This window comes from Janthinobacterium sp. C22 (genome assembly GCF_057919405.1).
In genome coordinates this window covers 3,282,776-3,300,545 of sequence record NZ_CP193659.1, presented here as the reverse complement: position 1 = coordinate 3,300,545, position 17,770 = coordinate 3,282,776, and the positions used below count along the sequence as shown (strand labels likewise).

At 65.7% G+C, this 17,770-nt stretch carries 14 protein-coding genes and 2 pseudogenes; 6 read left to right on the top strand and 10 right to left on the bottom strand.

The genetic code is table 11. The annotated features are described in order from the left end of the window. Positions 1 to 13: 13 nt before the first annotated feature. The 8 genes and pseudogenes from ACRHIG_RS15395 to ppnN all read right to left on the bottom strand — a co-directional run bounded on the left by ACRHIG_RS15395 (position 14) and on the right by ppnN (position 7,548). A pseudogene (locus tag ACRHIG_RS15395) lies at positions 14 to 972 on the bottom strand (sugar kinase). Positions 973 to 983: 11 nt separating this feature from the next. Further along, on the bottom strand, positions 984 to 1,730 hold the full coding sequence (locus tag ACRHIG_RS15390; protein WP_489630689.1) for a sugar phosphate isomerase/epimerase family protein: 747 nt from the start codon (positions 1,728 to 1,730) through the stop codon (positions 984 to 986). Continuing rightward, positions 1,727 to 2,460: pseudogene (locus ACRHIG_RS15385) on the bottom strand (amino acid ABC transporter ATP-binding protein). The gene ACRHIG_RS15390 and the pseudogene ACRHIG_RS15385 overlap by 4 nt, the downstream one beginning before the upstream one ends. Then, the gene (locus ACRHIG_RS15380) at positions 2,447 to 3,097 is read right to left on the bottom strand and encodes an amino acid ABC transporter permease (RefSeq protein WP_489630688.1); all 651 of its coding nucleotides are present in this window, start codon (positions 3,095 to 3,097) and stop codon (positions 2,447 to 2,449) included. The pseudogene ACRHIG_RS15385 and the gene ACRHIG_RS15380 overlap by 14 nt, the downstream one beginning before the upstream one ends. 1 nt (position 3,098) lies before the next feature. Further along, positions 3,099 to 3,791, bottom strand: a complete 693-nt coding sequence (locus tag ACRHIG_RS15375; protein ID WP_076571138.1) for an amino acid ABC transporter permease — start codon at positions 3,789 to 3,791, stop codon at positions 3,099 to 3,101. A gap of 90 nt (positions 3,792 to 3,881) precedes the next feature. After that, positions 3,882 to 4,688: a transporter substrate-binding domain-containing protein gene (locus ACRHIG_RS15370; protein WP_489630687.1), complete on the bottom strand. Its 807-nt coding sequence runs from the start codon at positions 4,686 to 4,688 to the stop codon at positions 3,882 to 3,884. 214 nt (positions 4,689 to 4,902) lie between these two features. After that, positions 4,903 to 5,973, bottom strand: a complete 1,071-nt coding sequence (locus tag ACRHIG_RS15365; protein WP_489630686.1) for a LacI family DNA-binding transcriptional regulator — start codon at positions 5,971 to 5,973, stop codon at positions 4,903 to 4,905. A gap of 204 nt (positions 5,974 to 6,177) precedes the next feature. Then, entirely contained in the window at positions 6,178 to 7,548 is a 1,371-nt protein-coding gene (gene ppnN / locus ACRHIG_RS15360) for a nucleotide 5'-monophosphate nucleosidase PpnN (protein ID WP_034782951.1), read from the bottom strand. Between the two features lie 311 nt (positions 7,549 to 7,859). Here ppnN and ACRHIG_RS15355 point away from each other — a divergent pair, with 311 nt between their 5' ends. The 4 genes from ACRHIG_RS15355 (at position 7,860) to ACRHIG_RS15340 (ending at position 12,278) form a co-directional block, all read left to right on the top strand. After that, positions 7,860 to 9,365, top strand: coding sequence for a peptide MFS transporter (locus ACRHIG_RS15355; protein ID WP_475415163.1), 1,506 nt, complete (start codon positions 7,860 to 7,862; stop codon positions 9,363 to 9,365). 131 nt (positions 9,366 to 9,496) lie between these two features. Next, the gene (locus tag ACRHIG_RS15350) at positions 9,497 to 10,174 is read left to right on the top strand and encodes a UPF0149 family protein (RefSeq protein WP_489630685.1); all 678 of its coding nucleotides are present in this window, start codon (positions 9,497 to 9,499) and stop codon (positions 10,172 to 10,174) included. Positions 10,175 to 10,186: 12 nt separating this feature from the next. Next, a complete protein-coding gene (locus tag ACRHIG_RS15345; RefSeq protein ID WP_489630684.1) occupies positions 10,187 to 11,881 on the top strand; it encodes a hypothetical protein in 1,695 nt (564 codons plus the stop codon). 13 nt (positions 11,882 to 11,894) lie between these two features. Continuing rightward, positions 11,895 to 12,278, top strand: coding sequence for a hypothetical protein (locus ACRHIG_RS15340; protein ID WP_489630683.1), 384 nt, complete (start codon positions 11,895 to 11,897; stop codon positions 12,276 to 12,278). Between the two features lie 9 nt (positions 12,279 to 12,287). Here the strand turns inward: ACRHIG_RS15340 and ACRHIG_RS15335 are convergent, their stop codons facing one another. Then, the gene (locus tag ACRHIG_RS15335; RefSeq protein ID WP_436495566.1) at positions 12,288 to 12,515 is read right to left on the bottom strand and encodes a hypothetical protein; all 228 of its coding nucleotides are present in this window, start codon (positions 12,513 to 12,515) and stop codon (positions 12,288 to 12,290) included. Between the two features lie 144 nt (positions 12,516 to 12,659). Here ACRHIG_RS15335 and ACRHIG_RS15330 point away from each other — a divergent pair, with 144 nt between their 5' ends. Together ACRHIG_RS15330 and ACRHIG_RS15325 are read left to right on the top strand one after the other, a co-directional pair. Continuing rightward, positions 12,660 to 13,853, top strand: a complete 1,194-nt coding sequence (locus ACRHIG_RS15330) for a prenyltransferase/squalene oxidase repeat-containing protein (protein WP_489630682.1) — start codon at positions 12,660 to 12,662, stop codon at positions 13,851 to 13,853. After that, positions 13,846 to 14,793 carry an AAC(3) family N-acetyltransferase gene (locus ACRHIG_RS15325; RefSeq protein ID WP_489630681.1) on the top strand — a complete coding sequence of 316 codons (948 nt, stop codon included), beginning with the start codon at positions 13,846 to 13,848 and terminating at the stop codon, positions 14,791 to 14,793. Before ACRHIG_RS15330 ends, ACRHIG_RS15325 begins: the two co-directional genes overlap by 8 nt. On the opposite strand, the gene hepB is transcribed toward ACRHIG_RS15325, so the two are convergent. Beyond that, positions 14,776 to 17,625, bottom strand: a complete 2,850-nt coding sequence (hepB, locus tag ACRHIG_RS15320; RefSeq protein WP_489630680.1) for a heparin/heparin-sulfate lyase HepB — start codon at positions 17,623 to 17,625, stop codon at positions 14,776 to 14,778. The genes ACRHIG_RS15325 and hepB overlap by 18 nt on opposite strands. Positions 17,626 to 17,770 lie beyond the last annotated feature (145 nt).

Here is a 17,770-nt window from a genome sequence, read left to right as displayed (position 1 = left end):
TCCCCTGTTCGGTTCAAGATTGACCCAGCGCGTCGAGCTGGGCGCGGGTCGGCAAGCCTTCCATGTCGCCGGCCACCTGGATGGCGAAGGCGCCGACGCGGTTGCCGCGCCGTACCGCCTGCGCCAGCGGCAAGCCTTCCAGCAAGGCGCTGACCAGGCCGGCCGCGAAGCCGTCGCCGGCGCCCACCGTGTCGACCACGTTGTCCACGCGCTCGCCCGCCACCATGCCGCTGTCGCCGTCGGCCGTGCGGTAGTAGGCGCCCTCGGCGCCCAGCTTGATGACCACCAGCCGCGCGCCCTGCTGCAGATAAAAGCCGGCGACGTCGTGCGGCAGGTCATGACCGGTGAGGATTTTTCCTCCCCCAGGCCGGGCAGCACCCAGTCGGCCCTGGCGGCAAGGCGGTTGATCTGCTCCACCATGACGGCTTGCGACGGCCACAACGAGGGCCGCAGGTTCGGATCGAACGACACGGTCCGGCCATGCTCGCGCATGAAGTCGATGGCCTGGCCGGCGAACGCCAGGCTGGTGGCGGACAGCGCGGCGGCCACGCCCGTGGCGTGCAGGTGGCGCGCGGACAGGAAATAGGCGGGGTCGAAGTGCTCGGGCGCCAGCCGGCTGGCGGCGGAACCCTTGCGGAAGTATTCGACCAGAGGATCGGCGCCGTTTTCGGCCTTCTCCTTGAGCAGGAAGCCGCTGGACTGGCCGGCGACGGCGGCGACCCGGCTGCAATCGACGCCCTCGGCCTGCACGCTGGCGCGGATGAAGCGGCCGAACGAGTCATCGCCCACGCGGCTGAGCCAACCGACTTTCAAGCCCAGGCGCGCCAGGCCGATGGCGACATTCGTCTCGGCGCCGGCCAGGCGGCGCGTGAAATGCGCCACGGCCGCCAGGTCGCCCGTTTCCTCGGCAACGAACATCGCCATCGCTTCGCCGTAGGTGACGACATCGAGCGCATGCGCTCCATGCATCATTTCGTGTTCCGTCATGCGGCCTCCAGCATCCGGATGTAGCGGCCCGTTTCGGCCACCAGGTCGGTAGCCTCGAGCGGGAATTCGATGGCCCGCTGCACGCCCGGCGCAAAGTGCGCGAAGACGGCGCGCCAGGCCGGATCGGCGTCGGAGACGGCGCAGGCGGACAGCCGCCCTCCCTCCTCCAGCACGGCCTTGCAATGCACATAGCGCACGTACGGCGCCAGCAGGCGCGCCGCCTGCTGCGCATCCTCGCCCACCCAGCGCCAGTTGCCGATGTCGAAGGTCAGCCCCACCGGCAGGCCGATGTCGCGCGCCGCAGCCAGGAAGCGCGCCATGGTCGCCAGCTTGCCGCCATGGGCCGTCTGGTCGTTTTCCACCAGCAGCGCCACGGGCGCCGCCGCCAGCTGGGCGTTCAAGGCGTGCAAGGCCGGCGCGGCCGGGTAATAACCCAGCGACACCTTCAGGTAGCGCGCCCCGAGGCGCGCCGCCTCGTCCAGCATCTGCTGCAGCAGTTCCTGCCGTAGCAGCCCGTCCGCGTCCCACAATTCGATGGGCGTGGAATACACCGAGTACAGGCCGCGCGCGGCCACCGCCGCGCCCATGCGCGCCAGGTCCGGCCAGTCGGAGGTGAACAGTTCGCGGCGGATCTCGATGCCGGCGCCGCCCGCATCGGCCACCACGTCGATGAAATGGCTTTGCCCCAGCTGCCTTACCCTGCTTGCGCCGTAGGCCGACGCCGCCACCAAAACGGGGCTCATTTGATCGCTCCCGCGCCGACGAACTGGCGCGCTTCGGGCGTTTGCGGATTGCTGAAGAACGCTTCCGACGGCCCGCTTTCCCACACCAATCCCTGGTGCATGAAGACGGTGACGTCAGCCATGCGCCGCGCGAATTCCATCTCGTGCGTCACCAAGAGCATCGTCATGCCCGCCCGCGCCAGCTCTTCCATCACATTCAGCACTTCCTGCGTCAGTTCCGGGTCGAGCGCCGACGTCACTTCGTCGAACAGCATCACCTGCGGCTCCATCGCCAGCGAACGGGCGATCGCCACGCGCTGCTGCTGGCCGCCCGACAGCTGCTCGGGATAGGCTTCGCGCTTGTGGTCCAGGCCCACCTGCTTGAGCACGCGCAGCGCCGTGGCGCGGCCCTGGGCGTCGGGCACCTTCTTGACTATGCGCGGCGCCAGCATGACGTTTTCTTCCACCGTCAGGTGGGGAACAGGTTGTAGCTCTGGAAGACCATGCCGACGTCCTTGCGCAAGTCGAGCAGGTGTTCCTGGCGCGCCGTCAGCGTGTGGCCGGCCACGACGATGCTGCCGCTGTCGATGGTTTCCAGGCCGTTGATACAGCGCAGCATGGTGCTCTTGCCGGAGCCGCTGCGGCCGATCACGGCGATCACCTGGCCCCGCTCGACGGCGAACGAGACGCCCTTGAGCACGTGGTTGGCGCCGAAGCTCTTGCTGATATTGTCGATTTCAACGATGGGCATGGAATTTCCTTTCCAGTGAATGGCTGTAGCGCGACAGCGGATAGCACAGCGCGAAGTAGATCAGGGCGACGACGGGGAAGACGATGAAAGGCAGGAAGGTCGCATTGCTGACCAGTTGCCCTGCCCGCGTCAATTCCACCACGCCGATGATCGAGGTGATCGAGGTATTCTTGATGATCTGCACCATGAAGCCCACCGTCGGCGGCAGCGAGTGGCGCAGCGCCTGCGGCAGGATGACGTAGCGCAGCTGCTGGTAGCGGTTCAGCGCCAGCGCGGCCGACGCTTCCCACTGCTGCCGCTGTACGCCTTCGATGCAGCCGCGCCAGATCTCGCCCAGGTAGGCGCTGGCAAAGATCGTCATCGCCGCGCCGGCCGCGATGAGCGGCGACAGCTTGTAGCCGAACAGGGCCAGGCCGTAATACGTCAGGAACAGCACGATCAGCACGGGCGTGCCCTGGACCAGCTGGATGTACAGGGCGCTGATGCAGCGCAGGACCGGGCTGCGCGCCGTGCGCAGCAGCGCCACCGCAAAGCCGGCGATGCCGCCCGTGATAAAGACGAGCAGCGACAGGCCGATGGTCCAGCGCGTGGCCTCGAGCAGGAATTGCAGGTTATCCCAGGAAAAATCACTGATCATGTCAAGCTCCCATGCGCGCCGCGCCCAGACGGCGGCGGCGTTTAAAGACGATCTGGCCCAGCACCCAGAAGCCGAAGCGGAACAGCAGGGCCAGCAGGATGTACAGCACCATCACGACGATGTAGATCTCGAAGCTGCGGAAGGTTTCCGCGTCGAGCAGGTGGGCGGCGGCGGTCAGCTCTTCGGCGGAAATGGCCGACACGACGCTCGAGGCCAGCATCATCAAGGTGAACTGGCTGGCCAGCGCCGGATACACCTTTTCCAGCGCCGGCAGCAGCACCACGTGGCGCATCACCTGCCAGCGCGTCATGCCCAGCGCCTGCGCCGCCTCCAGTTGCGACGGATGCACGGCGCCGATGCCGGCGCGCACGATCTCCGCCGCATAGGCGCCCAGGTTGACCGTCATGGCGACGAGCGCCGCGCCGTTCGCGTCGAGCTGCAGGCCCAGCGACGGCAAGCCGAAGTAGATGATGAACAGCTGCACCAGGAACGGCGTACTGCGGATCACCTCGACATACGCGCGCACCACGGCGCGGGCATAGGCGGGACCATTCTTCAGGATGACGGCGGCGCACACGCCCACCGCCAGGCCCAGCACCATCGCCAGGGCGCTCAGGCGTATCGTCAGCGCCGCGCCCCACAACAGGCGGTCCAGCGATTGCATGACGAGTTCGAAATGAAATTCATACGGCATACTCAACTCCTTGTCTGCGTGCGCATCCCCGGCCGCGCCACCGTGGCGGCGCGCCGTGCGGACGGGCACTTTCCTATGCGGCTGGCGGTATCAGAAGGTCGGCAGCGCCGGCAGCGGCGCGCCGCTCCACTTGCGCGCGATGGCGTCGAGTTCGCCGTTCAGCTTGACGTAGTAGATGAAGTTGTTGAGCCACTGGTGCAGCTCGAAGTCGCCGCGGCGCACCGCCATCGAGTTCGGCTGCAGCGAGTAGGTGAAGCGGACCTCGATCTTGCCCGCGCCGCGCGTCTTGATGATGTCGAGCGCCATCGTGCTGGGGATCGAGACGGCGTCGACCTGCTTGCTGAGCAAGGCCTGGGTGACGGTGGCGTCATCCTCGAAACGCACGATATTGGTGCCGGCCGGCGCCATGCGGCTCAGCGCCGTGTCGTTGGTGGTGCCGCGCGTCACGCCCACTTTCTTGCCCTTCAACTCGGCCAGGGCCTTGAATTTGCCGCCGACCGGCGCGACGATGGCCAGTTCGAAGGCGCTGTAGGGCATGGTGAACATCAGGGTCTTGGCCCGTTCCGGCGTGGGCGCCAAGGTCGCCACGAGGAAATCGACCTTGCCCGACTCCAGCGACGGCACGCGCGACGGCGCCGTCAGCGGCACCACGTCCACGGGCAGGTTCATGTATTTGCCGATCAGGTTGGCGACGTCGACGTCATAGCCGACGGGCGCGCCCTTGGCGTCGATGCTGCCAAATGGCGGCGTGCCGCTGACCACGCCAATGGTCAGCTTGCCTTTCTTGATCAAGTCGCCAAGCGTCTGGGCGCCGGCATCGGCCGCCGCGCCCAGGGCGCACGTGGCTGCCAGTGCGCAAGCCAGTATCTTCGAATAGAACAGTGTCGTCATCTTCATGTTTCCGTCTCCTGTGATCCCGGTACCGGCCTCGTCGAGGCACTTCCGGGAATAGTGTCAAATGGACGATTTATTTCGTCTCTTGCCGTATCACTCCAACTGCATGCCAACCATTGCCCTGCCTGACTATTCACGCTCCTTTCCCAGGTGAATACAATCTATGAAACCGGTTCCATAACGATCTCAAAAAAAGGGCAACGCCCTCTTCCCCTCCTCAAGCGTCGCCGCCCTTGCGTACTTCGCTACCTTGGGTGGAATTGCGCACAATCAACTTGCCGGGCAACAGCACCTCGCGCGGCGGGCATTGATCGCCCTGCAGGCGCGACAGCATGCACGTCATCGCCGAAAAGCCGATCTCATAGGTCTGCTGCTCGATCGTGCTCAGGCCCGCCAGCGGCGACCATGGCAATTCGTCAAAGCCCAGCAAGCCCACGTCCTGCGGCATGCGCAAGGCAAGGCGCTGCAGCATCAGCGCAAGTTCCAGCGCCACCATGCCGTTCGAGGCCAGCAGCGCCACGCGGCGGCCGCGCCACTGCGCCAGGCATAGACGCACCTGCGCGTCGATGGCGGACCGGTCGTCCAGGTCCACGGCCAGCACCTCACCCACGCAGCCGGGATGCTCGGCCATCACGGCCTGGAAACCTTCGGCGCGCATCAGCCGCGAGCTGACGCCCGTCAAGGGCGGCGCAATGAAGGCGATGGCGTCGAAACCCTGTTCGATCAGATGCGCGGTGGCCAGCCGGCCCGCCTGCACATTGTCCAGGCCCACCAGGTCGAAATCGGCGCCCTCGATGCGGCGGTCGACCAGCACGATGGGCATGTCCGCCTGCTGCAGGTCGGACGACTGAATGTTGCGCCCCTGCGTGTTGACGATCAGTCCTTCCACGCTGTACGAGCGCAGCGCGGCCAGCGACTGGCGTTCGCGCTGTTCGTCATTGCCGGTATTGCACAAAATCAAGGTATAGCCATGCTGCTGGCAAGCCGCTTCCACGCCTTGCAGCACGGCCACCGTGTAGGGATTGAGCATGTCGGCCACGACCATGCCGATCAGGCGCGTGCGTCCCCGCTTGAGGCCCCGCGCCATCTGGTTCGGCTGGTAGCCGAGGCGCGCGATGGTGCTGGCGATCTGCTGGCGGATGTTTTCCGACAGGGCATCGAGTTCGCCGCCGAGAAAGCGCGACACGCTGGTCTTCGACACGCCCGCCTCGCGCGCCACCTGAGCGATGGTCACGGGCCGGACCGGTTCGCCGGAGACTGTTTTTTTATTGATGCGTACTGAATCCAAGGGTGCTCTCCACTACCTGTTGATCTGCATATTTTTATTTTGGAACCGGTTCCAAAGATAGCACCCACGCATCGATGACGCAAGCGATTTGATTGCCTGTGGCGGCGAAGGAACACGATGGGGGCATGGATGGGAACGCAGATGCAAAAACGCCGCCCGCCCCTTGAAAACACAGGGGGCGGGCGGCGCTGGCTGGAAAACGGCTTATTGGACCACGGTATAGCACGGCACGTACGCCGTGCCCGCCAGCTTCATGCGGTGCTGCGCCACGAACGAGGCCAGCAGCGCATCCATGGGGCCGGCGATGGATTTATCGCCGTGGATCTCGAAGTTGCCGTGCTCTTCGATCGAGCGGATGCCGTCATCCTTGACGTTGCCCGCCACCACGCCGGAGAACGCGCGGCGCAGCTGGGCCGCCAGCAAGTGCGTGGGCTGGTTCTTGTGCAGGCTCAGATTGCGCATGTTTTCATGCGTGGGCTGGAACGGCTTCTGGAACTCGTGATCGATCTTCAGCAGCCAGTTGAAGTAATACGCGTCGCTGTGCGCCTTGCGGAATTCGCGCACCTGGCGTATGCCTTCGAGCATTTCGCGCGCCACCAGTTCCGGGTCGTCGATGATGATCTTGTAGCGCTGCTGCGCTTCCGGCCCCAGGGTGTCGCTGATGAACTGGTTGATCTGCACGAAGTACTCGCGCGACGTTTCCGGGCCCGTGAAGATCAGCGGGAACGGAATCTCGGCATTGTCCGGGTGCAGCAGGATGCCGAGGATGTACAGAATCTCTTCGGCCGTGCCCGCGCCGCCGGGGAAGACGACGATGCCGTGGCCGGCGCGCACGAACGCTTCCAGGCGCTTTTCGATGTCCGGCATGATGACGAGGTCATTGACGATGGGGTTCGGCGACTCGGCCGCGATAATGCCCGGCTCCGTGATGCCCAGGTAGCGGCCATTGTGCAGGCGCTGCTTGGCGTGGCCGATGGTGGCGCCCTTCATGGGGCCCTTCATGGCGCCCGGGCCGCAGCCGGTGCAGATGTCGAGGCCGCGCAAGCCCAGCTGGTAACCCACTTCCTTCGAATAATTGTATTCGGCGCGGTTGATCGAGTGCCCGCCCCAGCAGACGACCAGGTTCGGGTTGAGCTGGGTTTGCAGCACGTTGGCGTTGCGCAGGATGTGGAACACGGCGTCCGTCACGCCTTCCGTGCTCTGCAAGTCGAATTTCGGGTTGCCCGTCACTTCATCGCTGACGAAGATGATGTCGCGCAGCACGGCAAACAGGTGCTCGTGGATGCCCTTGATCATCTTGCCGTCGACAAAGGCGATGGCTGGCGCGCCCTTGATGTCGAGCTTGATGCCGCGCTCGCGCTGGATGATGGAGATTTCAAACGACTGGTAGCGCTCCAGCAGGGCGCGGCCATCGTCGATGGTGCTGCCGCAATTCAAGACCGCCAGCGCGCAGCGGCGGAAGGTGTTGTACAGGCCGCCCTGGCTGGTGTCGAGCAGTTTGTTGACTTCAGTCTTGGAGAGCACGTCCAGGCGGCCTTCCGGTGAAACCAGAGTATCGATAACGTCGTGTTCCATAATGCGAAAAATCCCTTTAAAAATCGATGCTCGAAGGTCTTGCAGCCTTAATATACGACAAGTCAGGCAAGTTGTGCTGTACCGCCGCAAAATCGCCCAGGCCATCCTTGCCTGCAAACCGGTTTGACCAATATGAAACAGTCATTCTTGCTAATGCGAATGGAAACCTTCGCTCCACGCAATTTGTAGATTAGAATGCCAGCCTATTGGAATTCCCGTGCGTACGGTTCTTCATGAGAGTCCCCGCCGCCCGCAGGCTTCCATAAGTTCGTTGTATCGATTGACTATAATAATTTTTCAGGAGGAACCGCATGAGCGGTGCGACTACGCCCAACAAGGAAGCCGTTATTCCCGAGTTCAAGCAGATTATGGGCCATCCAAGCCCATTGTGGATGTTGTTCATGACTGAATTCTGGGAACGCTTCGCGTTCTACGGAGTTCGCTGGGCGCTGGTACTGTACATCGTGGCCCAGTTCCACGGCGGTGACGGTTCGGGACAGGCAGCGGCCAACCTGACCTACGGTTCCTTCCTCGCGCTGGTGTACGCCGGCGCCCTGTTCGGCGGCTACATCGCCGACCGCGTCATCGGTTACCAGCGTTCCATCCTGCTGGGCGCCATCTTCATGGCTGCCGGCCTGTTCTGCATCTCCGTGCCGAACCAGGACATCTTCAACCTGGGCCTGGCCACCATGATCGTCGGTAACGGCATGTTCAAGCCGAACATCTCGACCATGGTCGGCAAGCTGTACACGACGGCCGATCCGCGCCGCGACAGCGGTTTCACGATCTTCTATATGGGTATCAACATGGGCGCCATGGCAGCCCCTGTCTTCACCCAGTGGCTGGCCGAGTCGATCTTCGGCACCAGCGCCATGCCGTCGTACAAGATGGTCTTCATGGCGTCCGGCTTTGGTATGCTCATCAGCCTGGTATGGTTCGCCATCGGCCGCCGCGCCCTGAAGGGCATCGGCGCTCCGGAAGCCGGCGCCGACAGCCCGATGCGCGTCGTCTGGGTGGCCATCGGTTCCCTGTGCGTAATCCCGCTCGTGTACTTCCTGCTGACAGTGGATGCGGACAACCTTGCTATGGTCCTGTTTGCACTGTTCGCCGGCCTGGCCGTGATGCTGATGATCGAAGGCATACGCAACGGCAAGGTGGCGCGTGACAAAGTCATCGCCATGCTGCTGATCTTCGCATTCAACATCCTGTTCTGGATGTTCTTCGAGCAGGCTGGCAGCTCGTTTACCTTCCTGGCTGACAAGATCGTCAACCGCGACCTGGGCTTCTGGATCTTCCCGACCGCCTACTTCCAGACCGTCAATTCGGTCGCCATCATCGTCTTCGCGCCGATCATCGCCGCCGTCTGGGTCTTCCTGGCGCGCCACAACGTCAACCCGTCGATCCCGCGCAAATTCGGCCTGGGCTTGCTGGGCAATGCGCTGGCCTTCGGCCTGCTGATCTTCGCACTGTCGAGCCTGGTTGGCGCCGACAACAAGATCCCGTTCTGGACCCTGGCCACCGTGTACGTGCTGCAATCGATCGGCGAGCTGTGCCTGTCGCCTATCGGCCTGTCGATGGTCACCAAGCTGGCGCCAGTGCGCCTGGTGGGCCTGGGCATGGGCGGCTGGTTCCTGTCGACCGGTATCGGCAATAGCCTGTCGGGCATCTTCGCCAGCCACGTCAGCGGCACCAGCGGCATGTCGGTGCAGTCGGCCCTGTCCGGCTACACCTTCGGCTTCTGGTCCTTGCTGGGCGCCGGCGTGATCCTGTTCCTGATCGCACCGCTGATCAACAAACTGATGCATGGCGTGAAGTAAGCGTCTTGCTGTAGATCAAAACGGCGGCCTGCGGGCCGCCGTTTTTCATTCCGGCGCCGGTTGTTGCCTTGGCGGGCGGTACAATACCGCCAGGGCCACCGGCCACTCCACCCACATCACCAAAGAATATTATGTCCAGCATCTCCACCACCACGCCCCTCTCCGACGACGAATACGCCGAACTCGACACCCTGCTGGCTGCGCCTGCCCTGGCCGGCCGTGCCATGGATGTGTCGATGCTCGAAGGTTTTCTCACGGCCGTCGCCCTGAGCCCGAAACAGATCGCGCCGGAACAGTGGTTGCCATGGGTGTGGGACAAGGCGGCCGGCAGCGCCTTGCCGGCACAGGGCGAGGCCAGCGAACGGGCGGCCAGCCTGGCGCAGCGCCACCATGCCTACATGGTCGAATGGCTGGCGAAGGACCCGGACAGCTTCGAACCCATCTACGTCTGCGGCCCCGAATGGAGCGTGCCCGCCTGGTGCGCCGGATTTATCCTGGGCACGAGCCTGGACAAGCCCCAGTGGGCGGCCCTGGCCGTCAGCCATCCTGAGTACCTGGCGCCGTTCCAGCACCTGGCCACGGCCAGCGAACTCGATGACGAGGCGGCCGAAACGGCCATGGATGGCGTGATTCCTGCCGTGATCGCCATCAACGCGGCCTGGGCGCGCCAGCGCCACCTGAAGCAAAGCCAGCCCGGCGCCACCGTGCTGCGCGAACTGCCGAAAACGGGCCGCAACGACCCGTGCCACTGCGGCAGCGGCAAGAAGTACAAGAAATGCTGCGCCGACGCCGATAGCGCGGCGACCTGAGGCGATTGCGCCTTGCGCCAGCTGCTGACGGCCATCCTGCGCTTCCTGCTGCGCCACGCGCTGCAGTTCGCGCTCTTCATCGCCATCCTGCTGGCAGGACGATCGCTGTTGGCCGAATGGCGCAGCTACAGCGCCGGCAGCGAGGCCGTCGCCGCGCTCAGGCTGGCCGCCGATGGCGCCGATAGCCATGGCGCCAGCCTGGCCGAGGCGGCCACGCTGCGCGTCAACGCCTTGCAAAAGACCTCACAAACGGCCATCGCCGCCCGCCAGAAGGAAGTGCAGGCGCAATTGGCAGCCTTGCGCGCGCAGCGGCAGCCGTCGCTGTTTTCCCTTCCCCTGCCCGATCCGAGCACCCTGGCCCTGCACGCGCAGGACGAAGCGGCGCGCCGCGTGGAAATCGAAGTGCTGGCGCAGGAAGCCCGTTACCTGACCGCCCTGCAGGCGGCGATCAGCGGCGAAGATGCGCGGCACACCCTGGCACGCCTGCACGCAGAACACGTCAGCGCATATGCCGCACTGCAACACAACCTGCGCCAGCGCCGGCAACTGGAAGCGCAGCACCCCGTGGCGGCGCGCCTGCCCGGCAGCGACGCTTACGCGCAGCTGTCGCAGCTCGAAGCGGAGGGCCAGCGCTTGCGCGAGATCAATCTGCAAGCGTATCAGGCCTGGCTGGCGCAGCGCGCGCGCACCAGCAATGCTGCCCGCCCCGCGCCATTCGCCATCGACGAGCCAGCGCTGGCCGGCGCGCTGGCGCCCGTACAAAAGGCGATTGCATCAGGCGAAGAACAACTGGCGCGCAACTGGATCGCCCGCTGGCGCGCTCCCGTGCTCGACGTGGCGCCCACGGCCGCCCTGCTGGTGCTGTCGGCCATCCTGCTGCCCGTCGCCATCAAGGCCTTCTTTTACTTCGTGCTGGCGCCCATCGCTTCGCGCCTGAAGCCCTTGTCCATCGCGCACGCGCTGGACGTGACGGCCACTGCGCTCCCCCTGCCGCCCGATGGCCAGTCCCGCATTTCCGCCGTCTCGCAGGCGCTGCAACTGCAGCCCGGCCAGCGCATGCTGATCCATCCCGAATACCTGCAATCGTCGCCCGTCGGCACGCATAAACGCACGCAGTGGCTGCTGGACTGGCGCTTCCCCTTCACCAGCCTGGCCGCCGGCATGGCGGCGCTGACGCGGCTGGAAAGCAGCGAGCCCGCATCCGTGACGATCTCCGCCAGCGACGACCCGCTGCTGGAAGTGGCCGTCGTCCACCTGCCGGCCGGCAGCGCGCTCGTGTTCCAGCCACGGGGCCTGGTGGGCCTGGTCTGCGACGCTGGCCAGCCGCTGGCGATATCGAGCCACTGGCGCCTGGGCAGCCTGCACGCCTGGCTCACATTGCAGCTGCGCTTCATCGTCTTTCGCGGCCCCGTCACCCTGATCGTGCGCGGCTGCCGTGGCGTGCGCCTGGAACGGGCGGGCCAGGGCCGCTCCATCAGCCAGTCCGCCACCCTGGGCTTTACTACCGACGTGCTGTACTCGACGATGCGCAGCGAAACCTTCCTGCCCTACCTGCGCGGCCAGCAGGCGCTGCTCAACGACCGCTTCGACGGCGGCAACGGCGTCTACCTGTACGAAGAAACCCCGCGCCACGGCAAGCAGCCGGGCAAGGTGGGCCGCTGGTTCGAGGGTTTTACGGACGCGATCTTGAAAGTGTTCGGCATCTAGCCGAAGAGACCATATGAACGACTTCCTGTTTGCCGATTTTCTCGAAGACCAGGCCGCGTATGCGGCGGCTGAGGCCTACTGGCAGGCGCGCCTGGCCTTCCTCGACGGCCTGTGCGCGCCGTATCTGCGCACCGCGTTTGCCAACGGCCAGCCATTTTATGACGGCAATCCCATCGTCAACCTGGCGGACCGCAACGCCGGCAAGGCGGCGCGCATCGTGCAGCAATGCCCGCAGGAATTCGGCCCCGGCTACACGAGCTTCGGGCAAGCCATCGAGCTGGCCGGCAGCGATGGGCCGCATCGCCCGGCGCAGGAAAAGATCATCGTGCTGACCTTGACGCAGGCAACGGCGCAGAAGGCCATCGATGAACTGCGCGCATGGTTTGCGCCAGCGTAGGGCTGCCGGCTAAGCCGCGATCGAATGCGACACCGTCAGCCACTCGCCCGGCTGCAGATTCGCCGCCGCCTCGCGCGTGGCCAGCACGCTGTCCGGGTCCAGGTCGGACCGGTTCAGCTTGTAGGAATAGGCGAAATCGTCGGCATCGAAAGCCTGCCCCGCCTTGACGTAATACTTGAAGCCGACAAACGAGTCGGGATTGGTGACGACCGAATACTCAAGCGTGACACTGTTCATGGCTGGCCTCGTCGATAACGGTGAAGTGTCCATTATGCGTCAATTCCGGCGGCAGCGACGCGGCGGCCAATCCTTGCGGCACGTCAATAGGCCTGCCGATGGCCGGCGCTACAGTAGCCTGAGCCAACCACCGGATGGAATGCCATGCGCGCCTTGCTCGCGAAGATACGGAACACACTGGCGCCGCGGGCGGGCCTGCCGGCGGCGGCGCGCATGGAGCGGCTGTCGGACCGGCGCGGCCTGCCCGCCTTTGACCCCGGGCCGCAAGCCGTCGTCGAGGCCTGCACGGCCTGGCTATGCGCGGCGCAAGACCATTCCAGCTCGAACGACGGCGGCGTCGCGCGCGACTACAGCCTGCTGACAGGCTGGTCGAGCTCCTACCCGGAGACCACCGGCTACATCATCCCCACCATGATCGCGCTGGCGCAGCGCAAGGGCGACGAGGGTGGGGATGATGCGCTGCACGAACGGGCGCGCCGCATGCTCGACTGGTGCGTGGCCATCCAGTTCCCCGCAGGCGGTTTCCAGGGCGGGAAGATCGATTCCACGCCGCGCGTGCCCGTCACCTTCAACACGGGCCAGATCCTGCTTGGCCTGACGGCCGGCGTGGCAGCGTACGGCGACGCCTACCAGGACGCCATGCACGGCGCGGCACGCTGGCTGCGCGACAGCCAGGATGCCGACGGCTGCTGGCGCCGCCATCCGACGCCGTTCGCCAGCGCCGGCGACAAGGCCTACGAAACGCACGTGGCGTGGGGCCTGTTCGAAGCGGACCGCATCGCGCCGGGCCAAGGCTATGGCGCGGCCGGCCTGCGCCAGGTCGACTGGGCGTTGACAAAACAGCGTCCCAACGGCTGGTTCGCCTCGAACTGCCTGGACAACCCGCTGCTGCCCCTGACCCACACCATCGGCTACGCCCTGCGCGGCGTGCTCGAAGCGCACCGTTATTCGGCGCGCGCCGGCCTGCTGGACGCCGCCGCGCGCACCGGCACGAGCGTCGCCAGGGCCGTGGCGGCCGACGGCTACCTGGCTGGCCGCCTCGGCCCGGACTTCCAGCCTGGCGCCGATTACGCCTGCCTCACGGGTTCCGCGCAAAACGCGCATTGTCTGTTCCTGCTGTACCAGCGCACGGGCGAGCGGCGCTACCTTGACGCGGCGCGCCGCCTGAACAGTTACGTGCGGCGCGCGGTCTGCATCGACGGCCCCGCGCACGCGCGCGGCGGCGTCAAGGGATCGTTTCCCGTCGATGGCGACTACGGCACCTGGGCTTACCTGAACTGGGCCGCCAAGTTCTGCATCGATGCCAACCTGCTGGAACTGGACTTAGGCCATGCTTGACGGGGCCAGGCGCGCCGCCAGGGCCGCGCTGGAAGCGTGGCGCCGCGCCGCCAGCGCCCGGCAAGTGCGCCACGACGCCCCACACGTGACGCGCGCCGGATTGGCCGCCGATCTTGCGCGGGTGGGCATCGCGCACGGCGATACGCTGTTCGTGCACTCGTCGCTGAAAAGCCTGGGCTATGTGGAAGGCGGCGCGGCGGCCGTGGTCCATGCCCTGCAGGACGCCGTCGGCCCGCACGGCACCCTGCTGCTGCCCACCTATTACCTGCCCGGCGGAACCGTGCGCGCCACCTGCGCCATGACGAACTATGTGTTCGACCCGCGCCGCCATGGCACGCACATGGGGCGCCTGCCCGAAGCGTTCCTGGCAAGCGGCAATATCCACCGCAGCATCCACCCCACCCACTCCGTTTCCGCGTGGGGCCGCCATGCCGCCCGTCTCACCGAGGCGCATCACCGCGCGCCGTCGATCTTCGGCGTGGGCTCGCCCTGGCAGCGCTTCATGGGCTGCGAGCAGGCCAAGGTGCTGGGCCTGGGCATTTCCATGGGACCGGTGACGTTCTATCACGCGCTGGAAGACGCCATGGGCGACGCCTTTCCCGTCCCCGTGTGGGAAGACAAAACAGAACTACTGGCCTGCCTGGACCACGCCGGCCGGCACTGGGACGTGCCCGTGCGCTCCTTCGATCCCGCCATCGCGCAGCGCCGCATCGACCATCCGGGCCGCGGCGACCTGCGCGATTATTTTGCGCGCGAATTCGACGCCGCGGGCCTGCGCGTCAACGGGCAAGTGGGCGAGGCGGTGGCGTGGGCCATCCCGGCGCAGGCGTTTTATGAGCACCTGCGCCAGCTGGCATCCGAACACGTGACGATCTACGCCACAGCCGGTGAACTGGCGGCGCGGCCCGTCGCCGATGGCGCCTTACGGCACGGCCGGTGAGGCTGGCAAGGCCGCCGCGCGCGCCGCGCCCGTCCCGCTGCGCTGCAAATCGTACACGCCTGCGCCGCTGGCGATGAAGTACAGGGTGCCCGCCTCGGCATTGACCTCATCCTCGATGGGACCGCCCGTACCGCGCTTGCGGACAGTCCAGCGCCCCTCCTGCAAATCCGTCACCAGCACCTGCATGGACGCGCTTTGCGCCGGCAGTTCGACAGTGATGGTCCCGCCGAGCGGCAGGCCGCTCCTGGAAAACAGCACCACGCGGTCCTTGATCTGCACGCCGGCCAGCAGCGGCGAGGCGATGGCCGTCGTGGGCAGCGCAGGCAGCGCGCTGCCGGCATCCATCACCTGCATGACATTGAGGAACAAATCCGTTTCGTTACCCGTCGGCGGCGAGACTTCCAGCCGCCAGGCGCCCGCTTCCTCGGTCGAATAGTCCGCTTCGGGCTGGATAGGATAATTGGTGCCGCCGACGCTGAACTCATTGCCGCTGCCGCCCACCTTGGCCAGCACGGCATTCGCCGGCAGCAGGGTGCGGTTGATCAGCTTGCCGTTGTACTGGTAGCGATGGTTGTAGTCCCACTCCGTGCGGCGGACCACCGCGGTGTCGCCGGCGATCTCGGGCTCGGACTGGCTGTGCAGCAGCCAGGTCTTCCTGAATCCCGCATCGCTGGCGCTGACCCTGTCGAAGACGACCAGGGCGGCCGGGTGATCCCCGTCCTTGAGATTGAGGAACACGAACGAGCGCTGGAACTGGCGCACCTTGCTGCTGTACGCGGCCGTCAGGTCACCCTTGATGTAGCTGAAGTCCGGCGCCTGCGCCTGGGGGCCGGACTGGTGCCGGAGGACCGTGGCCACCTTGTAGCCGTTGGCCAGTTCCGCCAGGGTTTGCGGCTCCTCGCCAGGAAAGCGCTGTCCGCCGTCATTGGCATAACCGTCAAAACTCTCGCTGGGGTCATACACCAGCATCGTGTTATGCGCGATGCTGCGCTTGTGATAGTTCATGTCGTGCGTGCTGCCGTATTCCAGGACAATGGCGGGATCGGCGACATCCCTGCCGCTGTAAATGCCCGAATCGATGGCAAGGCCGCCCTTGTAGTAAATCTGGAAATGCCCGGCGTCGTAATGCTCGTGGTTGCCGAACCAGTCGCCGCCCAGCTTCATCGTGGCCACCACATGGCCGGACTCCGCCTGCATGCCATCGGTCCAGCCCGTGCGGGCGATCATCAGGCCGGCCGGGTCCGGAAAATACTTGGTCAACGGCAAGGTGGCGGGACTGGGCGTGCTGTCCATGGCCGTGTTGCCCAGCAGCACAGGCCACAGGCTGTCCCGGGGATGGATAAAGCTGGTCGACTGCTGCGACGACTGCGTCAGGTACTCGTGCTTCAGGGTGGGATTGTTGTAATAGGCCGCCGGCAGCAGGAAGGCCAGCGGTTCGCTCCAGTATTGCGTGCTGTTGGTGTACGAGGAATGGTAGATGTCGCCATCGCGCATCCATTGCCCGTCGGGGCGGCGCGCATACAGCCAATGATACGGCGTCATCTGCTGCACGGGATCGAACACGGGAGCGGCGCCCATGCGCCGGAACAGCCATGCGGCGTACATGTCCGCCAGGAAGCGCACCGTGCCGTAGGATGCCCCCTGATGAAAGGCTTGCGCCGCGTACGCATAGTTGCGCGGCGCAATATAGTCGGCAAAGAAGCGTCCGGCAACGATGTTGTAGACCAGCGGCGCCTCGTCATAAAAGGCGATGGCGGCCGACAGCTGGTCGCGCAGCAGCTGGTTGTCGCTGCCATGGCCCACGACGGCGCCCTGGCGCGAGGGCGGAAAGCCGATTTCCATCGTCGCGGCGATCTGCGTGAAGCGCGTGACGACATAGGCGCGCTGCTGCGCGCTCATCAGCCTGTAGCACCAGTCATACACCATGGCGCTGGCCAGGATGATGTCGCCTTTTTCGTTCGGGTGGCTATACCCGGGTGAAAAGCGCACGGCCGCCAGGTAGTCGAGCAGCATTTGCACGGCTTCGCCGCCCCGCTGCGCCGACGCCGGCGCGCCACCGCCTTCATACAGCAGCGAGAACAGCGCCTTCGCCTTGATCCGGCTCACGACTTCGGTCTGGTGGTTCGTCGCGGCCGGGCCGCCGGGCACGAACGGCGGCAGCGCAACCACGGCCGGCGCCTGGATAAACGCATGCAGGACCGTGCGGTGCTGCGCCATCTCGGCCGCATTCGACTCGAAACGGCCGCGTATGGCGGCCAGGTCGCCCACCCGGGCAAACAGGCGCGGATGCTCGCCTGGCGGCGGCAGCACGGTGGGCAGCGGGTACGCTCCATAGCCTTGCGGGACAAAGTCGGCGAGCGCCGTCACCAGCAGGCAATCGATGCCCACGCCGCCGTCACGGTACTTGAGCTTGAGTTCGCGCACGCCGGCCGCCAGCCAGCGCGTGACGGGCACCCAGGTCCACTGCGCGGCCTGGCCGGCGATGAACGGCACCGCTACGCTGGCATAGGCGCCGTTGTCGAGCGCCAGGTACAGCGAGGCGGCATCCGCCGCCGGCGCCAGCACGCGCAGCCAGACCGTGTAGTTGCCGGCGCGGGGCACGGCCACGCTGTACGACAGCTCGGCCGCCGCGCCCGGCGTATCGGCGCGCGCCAGGTCCGCCGGCGTGGACAGGTAGCTGCCGCCGGAAACCACATTGCTGCCGAGATACTCTTGCGTCCACGGACCGCCTGGCGCCCCGGCCTCCGCCTCGAACATGGCTTCGACGGGAAAAGACGCCGCCTGCAGCGCGGGACTGGCCGCCAGCAAGGCGACATGGATCAAATATTGCAACTTGTGACGGTATCGCAGCTTGAACATTCCTGGCACCCCATTTTGTTGTATTTTAAATATCAGCAACGATACACCATGCGGCGTCAGTCCGATTGTATTTTTACAACAAATACCGGCGGCGGCCCGCCGCGCGCATAAAAAAACC